This window comes from Sporosarcina gallistercoris (genome assembly GCF_014836415.1).
In the GTDB taxonomy this organism is placed as follows: domain Bacteria; phylum Bacillota; class Bacilli; order Bacillales_A; family Planococcaceae; genus Sporosarcina; species Sporosarcina gallistercoris.
In genome coordinates this window covers 90,295-107,521 of the sequence record NZ_JACSQY010000010.1, presented here as the reverse complement: position 1 = coordinate 107,521, position 17,227 = coordinate 90,295, and the positions used below count along the sequence as shown (strand labels likewise).

17 protein-coding genes are annotated in these 17,227 nt (G+C 47.3%); 15 read left to right on the top strand and 2 right to left on the bottom strand.

Going from position 1 to position 17,227, the window contains the following annotated elements:
- Positions 1 to 5 precede the first annotated feature (5 nt).
- The 5 genes from H9659_RS12735 to H9659_RS12715 all read left to right on the top strand — a co-directional run bounded on the left by H9659_RS12735 (position 6) and on the right by H9659_RS12715 (position 6,783).
- Positions 6 to 638, top strand: coding sequence for a TetR/AcrR family transcriptional regulator (locus tag H9659_RS12735; protein ID WP_191691148.1), 633 nt, complete (start codon positions 6 to 8; stop codon positions 636 to 638).
- A gap of 42 nt (positions 639 to 680) precedes the next feature.
- Positions 681 to 3,950, top strand: coding sequence for a fused isobutyryl-CoA mutase/GTPase IcmF (gene icmF, locus H9659_RS12730; protein WP_191691146.1), 3,270 nt, complete (start codon positions 681 to 683; stop codon positions 3,948 to 3,950).
- Between the two features lie 272 nt (positions 3,951 to 4,222).
- Entirely contained in the window at positions 4,223 to 4,390 is a 168-nt protein-coding gene (locus H9659_RS12725; RefSeq protein WP_191691144.1) for a hypothetical protein, read from the top strand.
- Positions 4,391 to 4,441: 51 nt separating this feature from the next.
- Entirely contained in the window at positions 4,442 to 4,999 is a 558-nt protein-coding gene (gene rpoE / locus H9659_RS12720; protein WP_191691142.1) for a DNA-directed RNA polymerase subunit delta, read from the top strand.
- A 182-nt stretch (positions 5,000 to 5,181) separates the two neighbouring features.
- Entirely contained in the window at positions 5,182 to 6,783 is a 1,602-nt protein-coding gene (locus H9659_RS12715; RefSeq protein ID WP_191691140.1) for a CTP synthase, read from the top strand.
- 84 nt (positions 6,784 to 6,867) lie between these two features.
- Here H9659_RS12715 and H9659_RS12710 read toward each other — a convergent pair whose 3' ends face one another.
- Positions 6,868 to 7,068, bottom strand: coding sequence for a hypothetical protein (locus H9659_RS12710; RefSeq protein ID WP_191691138.1), 201 nt, complete (start codon positions 7,066 to 7,068; stop codon positions 6,868 to 6,870).
- Between the two features lie 26 nt (positions 7,069 to 7,094).
- Positions 7,095 to 7,610 carry a DUF2529 family protein gene (locus H9659_RS12705; protein ID WP_191691136.1) on the bottom strand — a complete coding sequence of 172 codons (516 nt, stop codon included), beginning with the start codon at positions 7,608 to 7,610 and terminating at the stop codon, positions 7,095 to 7,097.
- A 150-nt stretch (positions 7,611 to 7,760) separates the two neighbouring features.
- Here H9659_RS12705 and H9659_RS12700 point away from each other — a divergent pair, with 150 nt between their 5' ends.
- The 10 genes from H9659_RS12700 (at position 7,761) to prmC (ending at position 17,227) form a co-directional block, all read left to right on the top strand.
- A complete protein-coding gene (locus tag H9659_RS12700; RefSeq protein WP_191691134.1) occupies positions 7,761 to 8,123 on the top strand; it encodes a response regulator in 363 nt (120 codons plus the stop codon).
- Between the two features lie 112 nt (positions 8,124 to 8,235).
- Complete coding sequence (locus H9659_RS12695; protein WP_191691132.1) at positions 8,236 to 9,093, top strand: class II fructose-bisphosphate aldolase; 858 nt, start codon at positions 8,236 to 8,238, stop codon at positions 9,091 to 9,093.
- Between the two features lie 104 nt (positions 9,094 to 9,197).
- A complete protein-coding gene (fsa, locus tag H9659_RS12690) occupies positions 9,198 to 9,845 on the top strand; it encodes a fructose-6-phosphate aldolase (protein ID WP_025785577.1) in 648 nt (215 codons plus the stop codon).
- Positions 9,846 to 9,864: 19 nt separating this feature from the next.
- Positions 9,865 to 11,148, top strand: a complete 1,284-nt coding sequence (locus H9659_RS12685) for a UDP-N-acetylglucosamine 1-carboxyvinyltransferase (protein ID WP_191691130.1) — start codon at positions 9,865 to 9,867, stop codon at positions 11,146 to 11,148.
- A gap of 98 nt (positions 11,149 to 11,246) precedes the next feature.
- Positions 11,247 to 12,212: a class II fructose-bisphosphatase gene (gene glpX / locus H9659_RS12680; RefSeq protein ID WP_191691128.1), complete on the top strand. Its 966-nt coding sequence runs from the start codon at positions 11,247 to 11,249 to the stop codon at positions 12,210 to 12,212.
- Positions 12,213 to 12,326: 114 nt separating this feature from the next.
- Positions 12,327 to 13,610 carry a transcription termination factor Rho gene (rho, locus tag H9659_RS12675; RefSeq protein WP_191691126.1) on the top strand — a complete coding sequence of 428 codons (1,284 nt, stop codon included), beginning with the start codon at positions 12,327 to 12,329 and terminating at the stop codon, positions 13,608 to 13,610.
- A gap of 618 nt (positions 13,611 to 14,228) precedes the next feature.
- On the top strand, positions 14,229 to 14,441 hold the full coding sequence (gene rpmE, locus H9659_RS12670) for a 50S ribosomal protein L31 (RefSeq protein WP_191691124.1): 213 nt from the start codon (positions 14,229 to 14,231) through the stop codon (positions 14,439 to 14,441).
- Between the two features lie 101 nt (positions 14,442 to 14,542).
- Positions 14,543 to 15,145 (top strand): thymidine kinase, encoded by a 603-nt coding sequence (locus H9659_RS12665; RefSeq protein ID WP_191691121.1) that lies wholly within the window; start codon positions 14,543 to 14,545, stop codon positions 15,143 to 15,145.
- Between the two features lie 161 nt (positions 15,146 to 15,306).
- Positions 15,307 to 16,383 (top strand): peptide chain release factor 1, encoded by a 1,077-nt coding sequence (prfA, locus tag H9659_RS12660; RefSeq protein ID WP_191691119.1) that lies wholly within the window; start codon positions 15,307 to 15,309, stop codon positions 16,381 to 16,383.
- Entirely contained in the window at positions 16,376 to 17,227 is an 852-nt protein-coding gene (gene prmC / locus H9659_RS12655) for a peptide chain release factor N(5)-glutamine methyltransferase (RefSeq protein ID WP_191691117.1), read from the top strand. The genes prfA and prmC overlap by 8 nt, the downstream gene beginning before the upstream one ends.

Sequence of the window (17,227 nt, the reverse complement as noted above, 5' to 3'; positions counted from 1 at the left end):
AGATGATGGAACTGAAACACCAAGTAAAGTCGTCTGTAAAAGATGGCGACTTAATCGAAAAACGTCGTGATCAGATCATTCAAGGCGCTGTTCGGTTATTCAAACAAAAAGGATTCCACCGCTCGACGACGCGTGAAATCGCAAAAGAAGCCGGATTCAGTATCGGCACCCTCTACGAATATATCCGCACGAAAGAAGACGTGCTGTACCTCGTCTGTGACACCATCTACAACGAAGTGCAGCACCGTCTTTCGGGGATTGCAGACGAGGAAGCGACGATTGACGGACTGACGCGCGCGATAGATGTCTACTACCGGCTCGTCGATGACTTGTCTGATGAATTCGTCGTCATGTATCAGGAGTCGAAGTCGCTGCCGAAAAATGCTCTTGACTATGTACTTGAAAAAGAACGGGCCATGACGGGATTATTCGAAACCTTACTGCGTGCATGCGCGGACGCTGGGGAGCTCCGCATTGAGGATAGCAGTGTCAAGCTTGCGGCACACCACATCGTCATCCAAGGACAGATGTGGGCATTCCGCAGATGGGAACTGCAACAGATGTATGAATTGGACGGCTATATTGAATTTCAAACCGATCAGCTTCTGAACGGATTGGTCAAACCGGTCTGCAATTAACGAATGGGGAAATGGAAAACAAAGCAAAAGGGGTGTACGAATATGGCAACAGCTGAAATGCAACAAGAGATTTACAAACCGACACATCACGTTCGGTTTGTCACTGCTTCAAGTCTATTTGACGGACACGATGCGAGCATTAACATCATGCGACGCATTTTACAGTCGACGGGTGCAGAAGTCATCCACCTCGGCCATAACCGTTCTGTCGAAGAAGTCGTGAACGCGGCAATCCAGGAAGACGTGCAAGGTATCGCGATTTCATCCTACCAAGGGGGACACGTTGAGTACTTCAAATACATGTACGACTTATTGAAAGAGCGTGGCGCAGGCCATATTAAAATCTATGGCGGCGGAGGCGGGGTCATTATCCCGAAGGAAATTAAAGAGCTGCACCAATACGGCATCGCCTGGATCTTCTCTCCGGAAGACGGTCGCAAACTCGGCCTTCAAGGGATGATCAACCGCATGGTCGAAGAGTGTGACTATGCAACGGAAGTGAAGGACGAAATGGCCTATTTGGAACAAGTTGAAACGACGAAACCGGAGCTGTTAGCGAACCTTATCACGTATGCCGAAGAGCATTATGACGACCAAGACGAGAAAGCGAAAACGCTGCTGGATCGTGCACGTGAACTATCCAAAGGGACGCCGGTTCTCGGGATTACCGGAACCGGGGGGGCAGGTAAAAGTTCGTTGACTGACGAATTGATCCGCAGATTCCTCCACGAACTCCCGGATCGGAAAGTCGCAATCCTATCGATCGACCCGACGAAACAGAAAACGGGCGGAGCGCTCCTAGGTGACCGGATCAGGATGAACGCCATCTTCAACAAACGCGTTTTCATGCGCAGTCTGGCCACTCGCGGGTCCCGTACTGAACTATCAGGTGCATTGAAAGACGTGCTCGATATCGTCAAAGTGGCGGGTTACGACTTGATTATCGTGGAAACAAGCGGAATCGGGCAAGGGGACGCGGAAATCGATGAGGTTTCAGACGTATCGATGTACGTCATGACGAGCGAATTCGGCGCACCTTCTCAGCTCGAGAAAATCGATATGATCGACTTTGCGGACTTGATCGCCATCAATAAATTCGAACGCAAAGGCTCTGAAGACGCGTTGAATCAAGTCCAAAAACAATACCAACGCAGTCGCCTTCTTTTTGATGAACCGCTGGATTCGATGCCGGTGTATGGCACAATCGCAAGTCAGTTCAATGACAAGGGGACGAATACTTTGTTTGCAGCAATTGTTGACACGCTCAACAAAAAATGCGGAACGGACTGGACGACGTCTTATACCGAGTTCGTAAAAACACAGAAGCAGAACGTCATCATCCCGAACGACCGCTTGCAATATCTACGTGAAATTGCAACGACAGTCCGCGGTTACCATAAACACGCAGAACAGCAGGCGCACCTTGCAACGAGATTGTATCAGCTAGAAGGGGCGCTCTCGGAAGTACGTGAGAAAACACCCGATGATGCACTCGTGAAATCACTTGAAACGCTGCACGACAACGTGCGCGATGAGATGACGGCTGAATCCAGACGCATTCTGGATAACTGGAATACGTTGAAAGACGCGTATGCTCAAGACGAATTCGTGACGAAGGTCAGGGACAAAGAACTCCGCACAGCACTGACGACAACGAGTTTATCCGGATTGAAAATCCCTAAAGTCGCGTTGCCGAAATTCAAAGATTACGGTGAAATCATTCGTTGGGTCTATAAAGAAAACGTCCCGGGATCGTATCCGTACACAGCAGGCGTATTCCCATTCAAACGTGAAGGGGAAGATCCGAAGCGCCAGTTTGCTGGTGAAGGGACACCGGAACGTACAAATCGACGGTTCCATTATCTGTCGAAAGACGACGATGCGAAACGTTTGTCCACAGCATTCGACTCCGTAACTTTATATGGAGAAGACCCTGATGAACGTCCGGACATTTACGGAAAAGTAGGGGAGTCCGGCGTCAATATTTGTACATTGGAAGACATGAAGAAACTCTATGATGGATTTGACTTATGTGCGCCGGCAACTTCCGTCTCGATGACCATCAACGGACCGGCACCGATTATCTTAGCGATGTTCATGAACACTGCGATCGATCAGCAAGTGAAGAAACAGGAAGAAGAATTGGGCCGGACCCTATCAGTGGACGAATTCACGGAAGTCCGGGAAGCGACATTGAAAGTAGTCCGCGGAACGGTGCAAGCTGATATTCTGAAAGAAGACCAGGGGCAGAACACATGTATCTTCTCTACAGAATTCGCACTTCGCATGATGGGCGACATCCAGCAGTATTTCATCAATAAAAAAGTGCGTAATTATTATTCTGTTTCCATTTCGGGCTATCATATCGCCGAAGCAGGTGCCAATCCGATTTCACAGCTTGCATTCACTCTCGCAAACGGCTTCACGTATGTCGAGTACTACTTGAGCCGCGGGATGAACATCGACGACTTTGCTCCGAACTTGTCGTTCTTCTTCTCGAACGGACTGGATCCTGAGTATACAGTTATAGGCCGCGTTGCACGCCGCATCTGGGCAGTTGCCATGCGTGAGAAATACGGCGCAAATGACCGCAGCCAAAAGCTGAAATATCACGTCCAGACGTCAGGGCGATCGCTGCATGCTCAAGAAATCGATTTCAATGACATCCGGACAACGTTGCAAGCGCTTATGGCATTGCAGGATAACTGTAACTCGCTCCACACAAATGCCTATGACGAAGCAATTACAACACCGACTGAAGAATCTGTGCGCCGCGCAATGGCAATACAGATGATCATCACGAAAGAACACGGTTTGTCGAAGAACGAAAACCCTCTCCAGGGATCGTTCATTGCTGAAGAATTGACAGATCTCGTCGAAGAAGCTGTGCTGCAGGAATTCGATAAGCTCAACGACCGTGGCGGTGTCCTCGGTTCAATGGAAACCCAGTACCAACGCGGTAAAATCCAAGAGGAATCGATGCTGTACGAGATGAAAAAACACTCAGGCGAACTTCCGATCATCGGCGTCAACACATACTTGAACCCGAATCCGCCATCTGAAGACGACATCGACAGTATGGAACTCGCACGCGCAACACAAGAGGAAAAAGAGACGCAAATCAAAAACTTGCGCGCGTTCCAATCCGCTCACAGTAGTGAAGCGGAACAAGCGCTAGCCGACTTGAAACAACTTGCGATCTCTGGCGGCAATATCTTCGAGGCTCTCATGGAAACCGTGAAAGTCGCAAGTCTCGGACAAATCACCAACGCCCTATACGAAGTAGGCGGCCAATACCGCCGCAACATGTAACGAACACACCAAAAAGAGCGGGGGAAATCCCCTCGCTCTATTTTGTGCTTTTTCATTTTTGATTTGTTGAATTGGAATTAGAGAGACTATCTACTATCCATACGCGTAACGTGAAAGCTGCATACAATATTTAGTTTCTATGTTTATCAAGAGTTTAAAATAGCTCCCTCTATAGCCCAACCGAATTTATTCACAAACAAAACGAATTTCAGTGGATTTTAAACCCAAAACCCGAGTATACTATAAAGAATGGCCGAAAAGGGGTGCGGAAGTTGAAGATGGCACTTCATCTTGTTATTATAATCATACTAATCGTACTGACCTATCTCCTCTATGGAGAAGGATTGGGTGCAGTTCCCTTCCTGCTCGCGGCCGTCTACTTACTCGTGATCAGCTGGAAAGAATTCAAGCGATTCCGCACGAATAGAAAAACACAGTAACAAAGCACTAGTCGAATACATGAAAGAAGCTTCAGAAAGGGCGTGCATCTCATGGATTATAAAAACATGACAAAAGAACAACTACAAGAGGAGTCAATGATCGACATCACCTTTGCAATTTTTGAAGATCGTCGAGAAGCGATTACATTTCAGAAACTAATGGATGAAATCCGTAGTCTTACAGGCATCAGCAAAAAAGTAATGGAAGAACGCCTTCCCCAGTTCTACACAGACCTCAATATCGACGGTCGCTTCATGGCGATGAATGACGGCGGATGGGCACTTCGTGAGTGGTACCCAGTCGATCAGATTGAAGAGGAAACAGCACCGGTCGTTAAAACCCGTAAGAAAAAGAAAAAAGCTTCGGATGACGACGATGACGAGTTGGACGATCTGGACGATTTGGACGTGGATGAAATCTTCGAAGAAGACTACGAAGAACTCGGCGATGAAAAAGACGTGGATGACGACGAAGATGAAGTGGATCCTGACGAAGACGAAGTTGAAGATCCTGCAGAAGGTCTCGAAATCATTCCTGATGAAGACATCGATTTAGACGAAGAAGATGAGGACGACGAGGACGAAGAGGAAGAGGAAGAAGAATTATAATCTTTTCTTGACTTTAAAAGTCCTCCGCTATACAATCTAATTGGGCTCCTTTTTAAAGGACAAACGAACGGATGTTTAAGCGCTCCTTCTGCAGAGAATACTGCAGCAGGGGCGTTTTTTCGTTATTCCGCCGGTTGAAAGTCAGCTTTTCCCGACCATTACACACATTGGAGGAATCATTCATGACGAAATATATATTCATTACAGGCGGTGTCGTTTCCTCACTCGGAAAAGGCATAAACGCAGCATCTCTAGGTAGACTTCTTAAAAATCGCGGTTTACAAGTGACGATGCAAAAATTCGATCCATACATCAACATCGATCCGACAATGATGAGTCCGCTTCAGCACGGTGAAGTATTCGTCACACAAGACGGCGCAGAAACGGATCTTGATATCGGACACTATGAGCGCTTCATCGACATCGATTTGAACCGCTATTCCAATATCACGATGGGTAAAGTGTACTCACTTGTCCTTCAAAAAGAGCGTAACGGCGAGTATAACGGAGCGACTGTCCAGGTTATCCCGCACATTACGAACGAAATCAAAACACTCATCAAGCGTGCTGGACAAGAAATGCACGCAGACGTCGTCATCACGGAAATCGGCGGCAGTGTAGGTGACTTCGAATCCTTACCGTATCTCGAAGCGATCCGTCAGATGAAAACGGACTTAGGCAAAAATGATGTCATGTACATCCACAATACACTCGTCCCTTACTTGAAAGCAGCAGGCGAGTTGAAAACAAAACCTACACAGCACAGTGTGAAAGAGCTGCGCAGTCTCGGTATCCAGCCAAACATGATCGTGTTGCGAAGTGAATATCCAGTTCCACAAGAAATGAAAGACAAGATTTCGTTGTTCTGTAACATTAAGCCGGAAGAAGTCATCGAAGCGAGAGACGCAGAAACATTATACGAAGTGCCACTGCGTTTGCACGAACAAAAGATGGATGATCTTGTCGTTGAGTTCCTCGGTCTAGATGTCAAGCAACCTGAAATTGACGAAATGAAAGAACTTGTCAGCCTCGTGAAAAATCTATCCAAAACGGTTCGTGTTGCCCTCGTTGGAAAATACGTGGAATTGCAGGATGCATACATTTCACTAGTAGAAGCGATGTACCACGCAGGCTATGCATTTGATGCGGATATTGACATCAAGTGGATTAATTCCGAAGAGGTCACTGCAGATAACGTAGCGGAATTGTTAGCGGACGTTGACGGCTTGCTCGTTCCAGCAGGCTTCGGAGAGCGCGGCGTAGATGGCATGGTCCATGCGATTGCCTATGCACGCAAAAACAATCTTCCATTCCTTGGTACAGGTCTTGGCATGCAACTCGCAGCAGTGGAATATGCACGTAATGTGATGGGACTAGGACAGGCACACTCTGTTGAATTCGATGCACACACGAACGACCCGATCTTCTTAGTGCACCCGGACTACCGCAATGGCCGTGAAGACGAAAGCACTTTGCGTCTAGGCAGCTATCCATGTGAAGTGAAAAAAGGTACCAAAGCGCACGAAGCATACGGTAAGGATCTAGTTGAAGAGCGTCATCGTCATCGTTATGAATTCAACACGGCATACCAAAAGAAGTTTGAAGAAGCAGGTATGGTGATTTCAGGAATCAGCCCGGATGAGCGCCTCGTAGAGATTATCGAAGTGCCAAGTCATCCATTCTACATCGGATGTCAGTTCCACCCTGAATTCGAATCACGTCCAACCCGTCCACAACCGCTTATCAAAAGTTTCGTGGAAGCTGCACTTGCGCACCAAAATTAAAAAAATCAAAACGCCCTATTCTGCATCATGCAGAATAGGGCGTTTTTCGTTGAATAAGATGGCAAGCAGGAAATTCACTCAAGCTCAGCGGAACCCGCTCGTTCCGCGTCCAGACCCGCTCATTCCCGGTCTAAACCCGCCCGTTCCACGCCAGAACCCGCTCGTTCCTGGCGCAAACCCGCTCGTTCCGCGTCCAGACCCGCTCATTCCCGGTCTAAACCCGCCCGTTTCGCGCCCGAACCCGCTCATTTCCGTTCCGAACCCGCTCATCCCAGCGTCTATCAACTAAAACGTATCCAATCTCCAACCCATTACAAATCCATCAACATTTCATCATAAGAAAGTTTCACTGCTTCGTAAATGAACAATGACGCGAGCAAGTGAGGTTCCACAACACGTCCGCCCTCATCGTTAGGTAGCAATCCCTTGGAAATCCCTGTTGAAATGTAGACATCTGCAAGCTCGGAAAGTTCATTTTCTTCAGATGCTTTTTCTGATGAAACAACCGCAAACGTGACATTCTGTTTCGACAAAAGTCTTGCAAATTCAAGTGCCTCTGCATTCACCGAACTCCGGGTGAAGAGCCAAACGCGATCCATTGAACCTAATTCGAGATCAGCAGAATACCGGATCGTATTCGCAAAAGACTCGGCTCCTTCCAGCGCATTGGTCACCACACCATTCAATTCGTTCAGTCCAGCCATCACTACGCGACCGTCTCCAACAGATGCCTGTGCCAGAAGCCGCGCAGTATCTTCAATTGCCTCTTCATGGTTCGTTGCAATCCGCTGCAAGAGACCAGCAATTTGTGTCGTTAACATTTTCATAACTCCACCTCCATAACTAGTAGTATAGTGAAAATGAAATCATTTCGCGATAAAAGCAGGAATTAAAGCTATTTTGTCTAATTACTATTAATATTCAAACTTATTATATTCGGACGAAAGTATTGATTAAATTTAAAAGGAGTGGGCAGTTTGAAAAAGTTGTTGATCGTGGACGACCAGGCTGGTATACGCCTGTTGCTTGATGAAGTTTTTAAAAAAGAAGGGTATGAAACCCTCCTCGCCTCAAATGGTAAAGAGGCGTTACTTCGCGTGGAGAATGACGCCCCCGACTGTATCCTATTGGACATGAAAATGCCAGGAATGGATGGGGCTGAAGTACTTCAACAAGTGAAAAGTGACAGGCCTGAGATACCGGTGGTCATGATGACGGCATACGACGAAATCGGGTCTGCCAATCCGGGACCGCTACATCGTGCAGACCACTATTTCACGAAGCCGTTTGACATCCATGAAGTGCGACAGACAATCGATAAGTTGTTGCGAGAACGATAGTGCCTGTTCCCCTAAGTGGAAGTGGATCGGTTTTTTTGATATGATGGGAATGGAATACATCTAAATATAAACCTAGCACAGTCCATTTTCATATTCGAAGGAGGAACTACACATGGCACTCGTATCAATGAAAGAAATGATGATTAAAGGTAAGCGTGAAGGATATGCAATCGGGCAATTCAACTTGAACAACTTGGAGTATACGCAAGCGATCTTACAAGCAGCTCAAAGTGAAAACTCTCCGGTTATCCTAGGTGTATCTGAAGGCGCTGCACGTTACATGGGTGGTTTCACAACGGTCGTCCATATGGTGAAAGGTCTTATGCACGATTACAAAATCACAGTACCGGTTGCGATTCACTTAGATCATGGATCGAGTCTTGAAAAGTGTAAGGAAGCAATTGACGCTGGATTCACATCTGTCATGATTGACGCTTCTGCAAAACCTATCGAAGAAAATATAGCAATTACTAAACAAGTTGTGGAATATGCACATGCTAAAAATGTTTCCGTTGAGGCGGAACTCGGCCTAGTTGGCGGTCAGGAAGACGATACCATTGCTGAAGGGGTCATGTACGCGGATCCTGCAGAATGTAAACGTCTTGTGGATGAAACGAATATCGATTGCCTTGCACCTGCACTTGGATCCGTTCACGGACCGTACAAAGGTGAACCGAATCTCGGATTCAAGGAAATGGAAGAAATCTCGAATCAATCCGATCTGCCATTAGTTTTACACGGTGGCACCGGGATTCCGACAAAAGATATCCAACGTGCCATTTCACTAGGGACATCAAAAATCAACGTTAACACAGAAAACCAAATTCAAGGAACGAAAAAAGTGCGTGAAGTACTTGCGGCTGATCAGGAAGTTTACGATCCACGTAAATTCCTAGCACCTATGCGTGAAGCGATTCAAGCAACAGTTGTGGGGAAAATGCGTGAATTCGGAAGCTCCCAAAAAGCGTGATTCACTGAGCTTTTTGCGTGAATGACTAGACACAACCTATAGGGGGAGACATCCCGGTAACGGATGAATCTCCTCCTTTTCAATTTTAAGGAGGAACACGGATTATGAAATTTTTCATAGATACAGCAAATTTCGAAGAGATTAAAGAAGCCCATAGCTGGGGGATTTTGTCGGGGGTCACAACAAACCCTTCACTCGTTGCGAAAGAGAATATCTCATTCCACGATCGCTTGAAAGAAATCACGGCACTCGTTCCGGGATCGGTAAGTGCTGAAGTCATTGCTCTCGATGCGGAAGGTATGATTAAAGAAGGTCGTGAACTTGCAGCAATTGCACCAAATATCACTGTGAAATTGCCGATGACTCCTGAAGGCTTGAAAGCATGTTCAGTTTTCGCAGCAGAAGGTATTAAGACGAACGTGACATTGATTTTCAGTGCGAACCAAGCACTGATGGCAGCACGTGCTGGAGCTACATATGTGTCTCCCTTCATCGGCAGGCTCGATGATATCGGTCAAGATGGCTTAGCGTTGATCGAAACGATTGCGGACATCTTTACAATCCATAATATCGACACGGAAATTATTGCAGCATCCATCCGCAGCCCGCAACAGATTACAAATGGTGCGCTTGCAGGCGCGCACATCTCAACGGTTCCGTTTAAAGTATTGCAGCAGCTGTTCAGCCATCCACTGACAGACAAAGGGATTGAACAATTCTTGAAGGATTGGGAAGCCCGCGACAACAAGTGATTGTGTAAAGGAGATTGAAATGGAAGTATATAAAATACAAGGCGGCACCCCTCTAAAGGGAAACATTAAAGTTAGCGGAGCGAAAAACAGTGCAGTCGCACTCATTCCTGCGTCCATTTTAGCGGATTCCCCAGTTACGATAGAAGGGCTGCCCGAAATTTCCGATGTCCATACGTTACAAAATTTGCTCGAAGATATCGGAGGCGACGTAGACTTTCAAGATGGAACGATGACGATTGATCCTTCCGAAATGATTTCGATGCCACTCCCGAATGGCAACGTGAAAAAGTTACGTGCTTCGTACTACTTGATGGGCGCAATGCTCGGGAAGTTCAAAAAAGCGGTCATCGGTCTGCCTGGTGGCTGTCATTTAGGCCCACGTCCGATTGATCAGCACATTAAAGGTTTTGAAGCGCTCGGAGCCAAAGTCACGAACGAACACGGCGCGATCTACTTGCGTGCTGACGAATTGAAAGGCGCAAAAATTTACCTGGATATTGTCAGTGTTGGCGCGACCATCAACATCATGCTTGCTGCGGTTCTCGCAAAAGGGAAAACCGTCATTGAAAATGCGGCGAAAGAGCCCGAAATCATTGACGTTGCAACGTTGCTATCCAATATGGGGGCCAACATTAAGGGAGCGGGTACGAATGTGATCCGCATCGAAGGTGTCGAAAGCTTAAACGGAACACGCCACACGATCATTCCGGACCGGATTGAAGCCGGGACGTTCATGATTATGGCGGCAGCAGCAGGAGATGGCGTCACTATCGAGAACGTCATTCCGCTGCACGTAGAAGCAGTAACAGCAAAACTCCGTGAAATGGGAGTTGTTGTGGAAGAGGACGAAGAAAAAATCTTCATTCCGAAAACAGAGACACTCAAAGCGGTTGATGTGAAAACGCTTGTTTATCCTGGGTTCCCGACAGACTTGCAACAGCCGTTTTGTGTACTCTCCACTCAAGCGGACGGAGCATCGATGCTGACCGATACAATCTATTCCGCGAGGTTCAAACAGATTGACGAACTTCGTAGAATGAATGCAAGCAGCAAAGTCGAAGGACGTTCTGCAATCATTCACGGTCCGACACCGCTCCATGCGGCTAAAGTGAAAGCGAGTGACTTGCGCGCAGGTGCTTCGCTAGTAATTGCTGGTCTGATCGCAGAAGGGGAAACTGAAATCCAAGGGATCTCCCATATTGAACGCGGTTATGGCGGTTTGATTGAAAAACTGCGGGGACTCGGTGCGACGATCCAAAAAGTGGAAGTTCCTGATGAAGATGACGCGAAGAGTAATTCATAAAACAGTTTAGTGCTCATTCAAACGTGTGCTATAATAGAGCGAACGATTGAAACAGTTACACAATCTGCAACTAGCAGAAAACGGGAGGAATTCTAGAGATGGAACGCAGTTTATCGATGGAACTGGTACGTGTGACAGAGGCGGCGGCAGTTGCCGCATCGCACTGGATGGGACGAGGTTTGAAAAACGAAGCGGATGACGCAGCAACAACAGCGATGCGTACGGTGTTTGACACAATTCCGATGCAGGGCGTCGTTGTGATTGGTGAAGGCGAAATGGACGAGGCCCCGATGTTATACATTGGAGAAGAGCTTGGAACAGGCCAAGGACCTTTCGTAGACGTTGCAGTCGATCCGCTTGAAGGGACAAACATCGTAGCCTCGGGCGGCTGGAATGCACTCGCGGTCATCGCTATCGCGGACAAAGGAAATCTCCTGAATGCTCCTGATATGTATATGGACAAAATTGCAGTAGGCCCTGAGTGTGTTGGTAAAATTGACATCAATGCGTCAGTCACTGACAACTTGAATGCTGTTGCAAAAGCGAAAAACAAGAAATTGAACGAAGTGACTGCGACAGTTCTAAATCGTGAACGTCATGCAGCAATTATCGATGAGATTCGTGCTGCAGGTGCACGTATTAAGCTGATCAACGATGGAGACGTAGCAGGTGCCATCAACACGGCATTCGAAGGCACTGGTGTCGATATCCTCTTCGGACTCGGCGGCGCCCCGGAAGGTGTCATCTCAGCAGTCGGTTTGAAATGTCTTGGAGGAGAAATCCAAGGGAAGCTCATTCCGATGAATGACGCAGAACGTGAGCGTTGCGTGAAAATGGGCATTGATGTGGACAAAGTCCTTTACATGGACGACCTCGTGAAAGGGGACGACGCAATCTTTGCAGCAACAGGTGTAACAGATGGTGAGCTCCTTCGCGGCGTACAATTCACAGGAGGCCACTCCAAAACACATTCACTTGTTATGCGATCGAAGTCTGGAACAATCCGCTTTGTAGAGGGACGCCATAGCATGGACAAAAAACCTCACCTTGTAATGAAAGACTGATAGACCTCAAACTGCCCGGCACTTCAAGCCGGGCAATTCTTTTGAACCCCGGCAGCCGATCGCTGCACCCCCAAAAAAATACTTACCCTAAACTTTAAAAGAGTGGTGCCAATAATGACAATGATAACCTTAGCTGACTTGGAAAACATGACGCTCAAAGAGCTTTATGCACTAGCCAAGGAATATAAAATTAGCTATTACAGCAAACTGACTAAAAAAGAACTCATCTTTTCCATACTGAAATCACGCGCTGAACAAGAAGGCTTCTTCTTCATGGAAGGTGTCCTTGAAATCATCCAATCCGAAGGGTATGGGTTCTTACGGCCGATCAATTACTCATCAAGTTCTGAAGATATCTACATTTCCGCATCTCAAATCCGACGATTCGACTTACGTAACGGGGACAAAGTAACTGGAAAAGTGCGTCCGCCAAAAGAGAACGAACGGTATTACGGTCTCCTGCAAGTCGAAGCAGTCAACGGGCAAAACCCCGAAGTCGCGCGCGAACGCGTCCACTTCCCAGCATTGACGCCGCTCTATCCGACACGTCACATTAAGCTGGAAACGGAGTCAAACAATCTATCCACAAGAATCATGGACTTAGTATCGCCAGTCGGTTTCGGTCAACGCGGTTTGATCGTCGCACCGCCAAAAGCAGGAAAGACGATGCTGCTGAAAGAAATTGCAAATGCGATTACGACAAATCATCCTGACACCGAACTGATAGTTTTACTCATTGACGAACGTCCCGAAGAAGTAACAGATATCGAGCGTTCCGTGGATGCAGACGTCGTCAGTTCCACATTCGATGAAGTTCCAGAAAACCACGTGAAAGTGGCGGAGTTAGTATTGGAGCGGGCTATGAGGCTCGTCGAACATAAACGCGATGTCGTCATTCTCATGGACTCCATCACACGACTCGCCCGTGCTTATAACCTGATCATCCCGCCAAGCGGACGTACGTTATCCGGAGGAATCGATCCAGCGGCATTCCATCGTCCGAAACGATTCTTCGGTGCGGCGCGTAACTTGGAAGAAGGCGGCAGCTTGACCATTCTCGCGACAGCCCTCATCGACACAGGCTCTCGCATGGACGAAGTCATCTACGAAGAATTCAAAGGAACCGGCAACATGGAACTGCATCTGGATCGAACACTCGCGGAACGCAGAATCTTCCCGGCCATCGACATCCGCCGCTCCGGAACCCGGAAAGAAGAACTTCTCGTCCCAGCCGGTCAGCTCGAAAAACTATGGGCCATCCGAAAAACATTCTCAGACGCTCCAGACTTTGCCGAACGTTTCCTGAAAAAATTGCGGCAATCCAAATCCAACATCGAATTCTTCGAAAAACTGAACGGCGACATGAAAAACCAACGCAATGGAAAAGGACTCATCTAACCAAAAGCGGAGGCGGCCGATGGATGGCTGCCTGTTTTTCTTTGGGAGATAGGGAAAATAGAGATGAATTCGCCGTACGAATAGATATTCGTGAGTTTATGAGCACTTTTCGTGATTTATGATCACTATGTTGGTTTTATGATCACTTTTCTGAAGTTATGAGCGGAATCCAAGATTTATGATCACTTTCTAGCGTTTATGAGCAAAATAACGTTTTTATGATCACTTTCCGAGATTTATGAGCAGCTTTTTCAGGTCCGGAATTCATATCTTTAACAAAGACTCCTCTTGAAGCGGAAGGCGGCGCGCGGATCAGCTTATGCGAATAAAAGCCGAGCGTTACAGCAACATTTGCGCAACGAAATACCTGATGCGAATCCTTTCAACATCTCTGTAGAAAGCATCTATCTAAAACTGAAATTAACTCAGTGAACTCATCAAATTTCTCGAACAAAAACCTTGCGCACATCCATACAATTTGATAAGATTAACTCATATGATTCATATACGACTGACATACTCGGGTCGTGTAAGGCATCTGTCTTTTACTGGGAAGGCGAGAGCTAACCAGAATAAAAACTCTGTACCAGATGGTCCAGGGCGAGAGGAGAGAGACCGATGAAAGCAGGAATTCACCCAGATTACAAACTATCAACTGTTTCATGTTCATGTGGTAACACATTCGAAACAGGTTCTGTCAAAGAAGACATTAAAGTAGAAGTTTGTTCAGAATGCCACCCATTCTACACTGGACGCCAGAAATTTGCTGCAGCGGACGGACGTATCGACCGCTTCAACAAGAAATATGGCCTCAAAGAAGAAGGCAAGTAAGAACGGCTTTCCAGTTCCCGTCCGGTGCATTGCGCCGGGCGGGAATTTTGGTTTAACGAGCACTACTCCTTATTTTTCAGATAGACGAAAGGGGATTCACCATGTACGTTTCCATGCAAGGCGGATGGGTTGAAGTCATTTGTGGAAGTATGTTCTCCGGGAAATCGGAAGAACTCATCCGAAGAATCCGCCGCTCTCAATTTGCCAAACAAAACATCGCTGTATTCAAACCGGAACTCGATAACCGGTATAGTGAAGAAGCGGTCGTCAGCCACAATGGGACCACTGTTATTGCGATGCCTGTCGCCTGTTCCGCCGATATTGTGGCGCAAGTGACCGACGACTGCGATGTCATCGCAATCGACGAAGCGCAATTTTTCGATGACGGAATCGTCGATACCGTCATGGAACTTGCAAACCACGGTTTCCGTGTAATCGTAGCGGGGCTGGATCAGGACTTCCGTGGAGAACCATTCGGTCCGATGCCTAGACTGATGGCGATTGCGGAAATCGTCACGAAACTGCAAGCGGTCTGTACCGTGTGTGGTTCCCCTTCAAGCCGAACGCAGCGTCTCATCAATGGAAAACCTGCAGGATTTGACGATCCTATCATCCTGGTCGGGGCATCCGAAGCATACGAACCGAGATGCCGCATGCATCACGACGTACCAAAAGGGGTTTCCATCCAAATGCACGCAGAATAACGACACGCCAAAGAGACAAGCTGCCTGGCAGATTGTCTCTTTGTTTGCTTTGTTTAAAAAATGGTTCCACACAAACTGCTTACACTACTTGCACTGTATATTTGCGAGCAGGAATACCGTACAATACTACTAAGACCAAACTAATTAGAGGTGAATCGATCATGTATGACAGACTCCAAGCCGTCGAAGACCGATACGAACGACTGAACGAACTGCTGAGTGATCCCGATGTCGTCAGCGACTTGAACAAACTCCGTACTTATTCCAAAGAACAATCGGACCTCCAGGAAACTGTAGATGCCTACAGGGAATACAAACAAGCAATAGAAGCGAAACGGGACGCCAAGGAAATGCTTGAAGAATCGATAGAAGCTGATATGGAAGAGCTCATCAAGTCCGAACTCTCCGAGCTTGCTGAAACCATTGAAACACTGGAAGCACGTCTTAAACTATTGCTCGTACCGAAAGACCCGAATGATAGCAAGAACGTCATCATGGAAATCCGCGGTGCCGCAGGGGGAGACGAAGCTGCACTATTTGCCGCGAAACTTTACCGGATGTATAGCCGATTTGCTGAACTCAACCATTGGAAAATTGAAGTGATGGACTCGGCGCCGACTGAACTGGGCGGTTTCAAAGAAATTATTTTCATGGTCAGCGGAAATGGTGCATTCTCCAAACTGAAATTTGAAAATGGTGCACACCGTGTCCAACGCGTACCGGAAACTGAATCTGGCGGTCGTATCCACACATCCACTGCAACTGTAGCGGTCCTGCCTGAAGCGGAAGAAGTCGAAATCGAACTGCATGATAAGGATATCAGAACCGATACATTCGCTTCATCCGGTCCCGGTGGCCAATCCGTCAACACGACCATGTCTGCAGTCCGCCTCACTCACTTGCCAACAGGTATCACCGTCTCGTGTCAGGATGAAAAATCGCAAATCAAAAACAAAGAGAAAGCGATGAAAGTCTTACGTGCCCGCGTCTACGATAAATTCCAATCCGAAGCGCAAGCGGAATACGATGAAAAGAGGAAATCGGCTGTCGGTACAGGAGATCGTTCTGAAAGGATCCGTACGTACAATTTCCCGCAAAATCGCGTTACCGATCACCGCATCGGATTGACCATTCAAAAATTAGATCAAATCATCGAAGGGAAAATGGATGAATTGATTGAAGCGCTGACGCTCGAAGACCAGGCCCGTCGGTTAGAAAGCTTGGAAGCCAATGACTGAGACGATCCATCAGACACTTAAGAACTTAGAAGCGCAGCTTGCTCATGAACAACTCGACGTCAACGCAGCGTTTCTCCTGCTGGAGCACGTGACGCAAAAATCCCGGGCCTCTCTTCTCGCGGATTTGCGGGAACCGCTCACTGAACAGCAGAAACGTCAATTTGAATCACTCGCGTCAGACTTGTTAACCGGCAAGCCTATCCAGCACATCATTGGTGAAGAATGGTTTTACGGAAGACCGTTTAGCGTCTCAAAAGACGTACTCATCCCGAGACCTGAAACGGAAGAACTCGTTCAAGGTGCATTGCATCGGGCGTCTAAGTTATTCAGAAACAAGCCGATACAAATAGCTGATATTGGTACAGGAAGTGGTGCAATAGCGGTGACATTCAAGTTGGAATTCCCAAGTGCACAGGTGACCGCGACGGATATTAGTGAAGCGGCACTCATGATTGCACGAAGGAATGCAGAGCGGAACAATGCAACTATCACCTTTTTACAAGGAGATTTAGCGCAGCCCCTGCAAAACGGGAAATGGGATATCATTTTATCCAATCCACCCTATATAGGTCGCGACGAAGCGTCGTCGATGTCGTCCACTGTACTGGAGTACGAACCGCATGGAGCGCTTTTCGCTGATGAAAATGGTCTCGTACTCTATCGGAAGCTTGCAGAAACACTCCCTGCGATTATGAAGAAACCTGCATTGATCGGGCTGGAAATCGGCTATCTGCAAGGGGGAGCGGTGCGGCAACTCTTTCAAAATGCTTTCCCGGAAAGCAAGATTGAAGTCGTCCAAGACATGAACGGCAAAGATCGAATGATATTTTGTGAGATTCAGTGA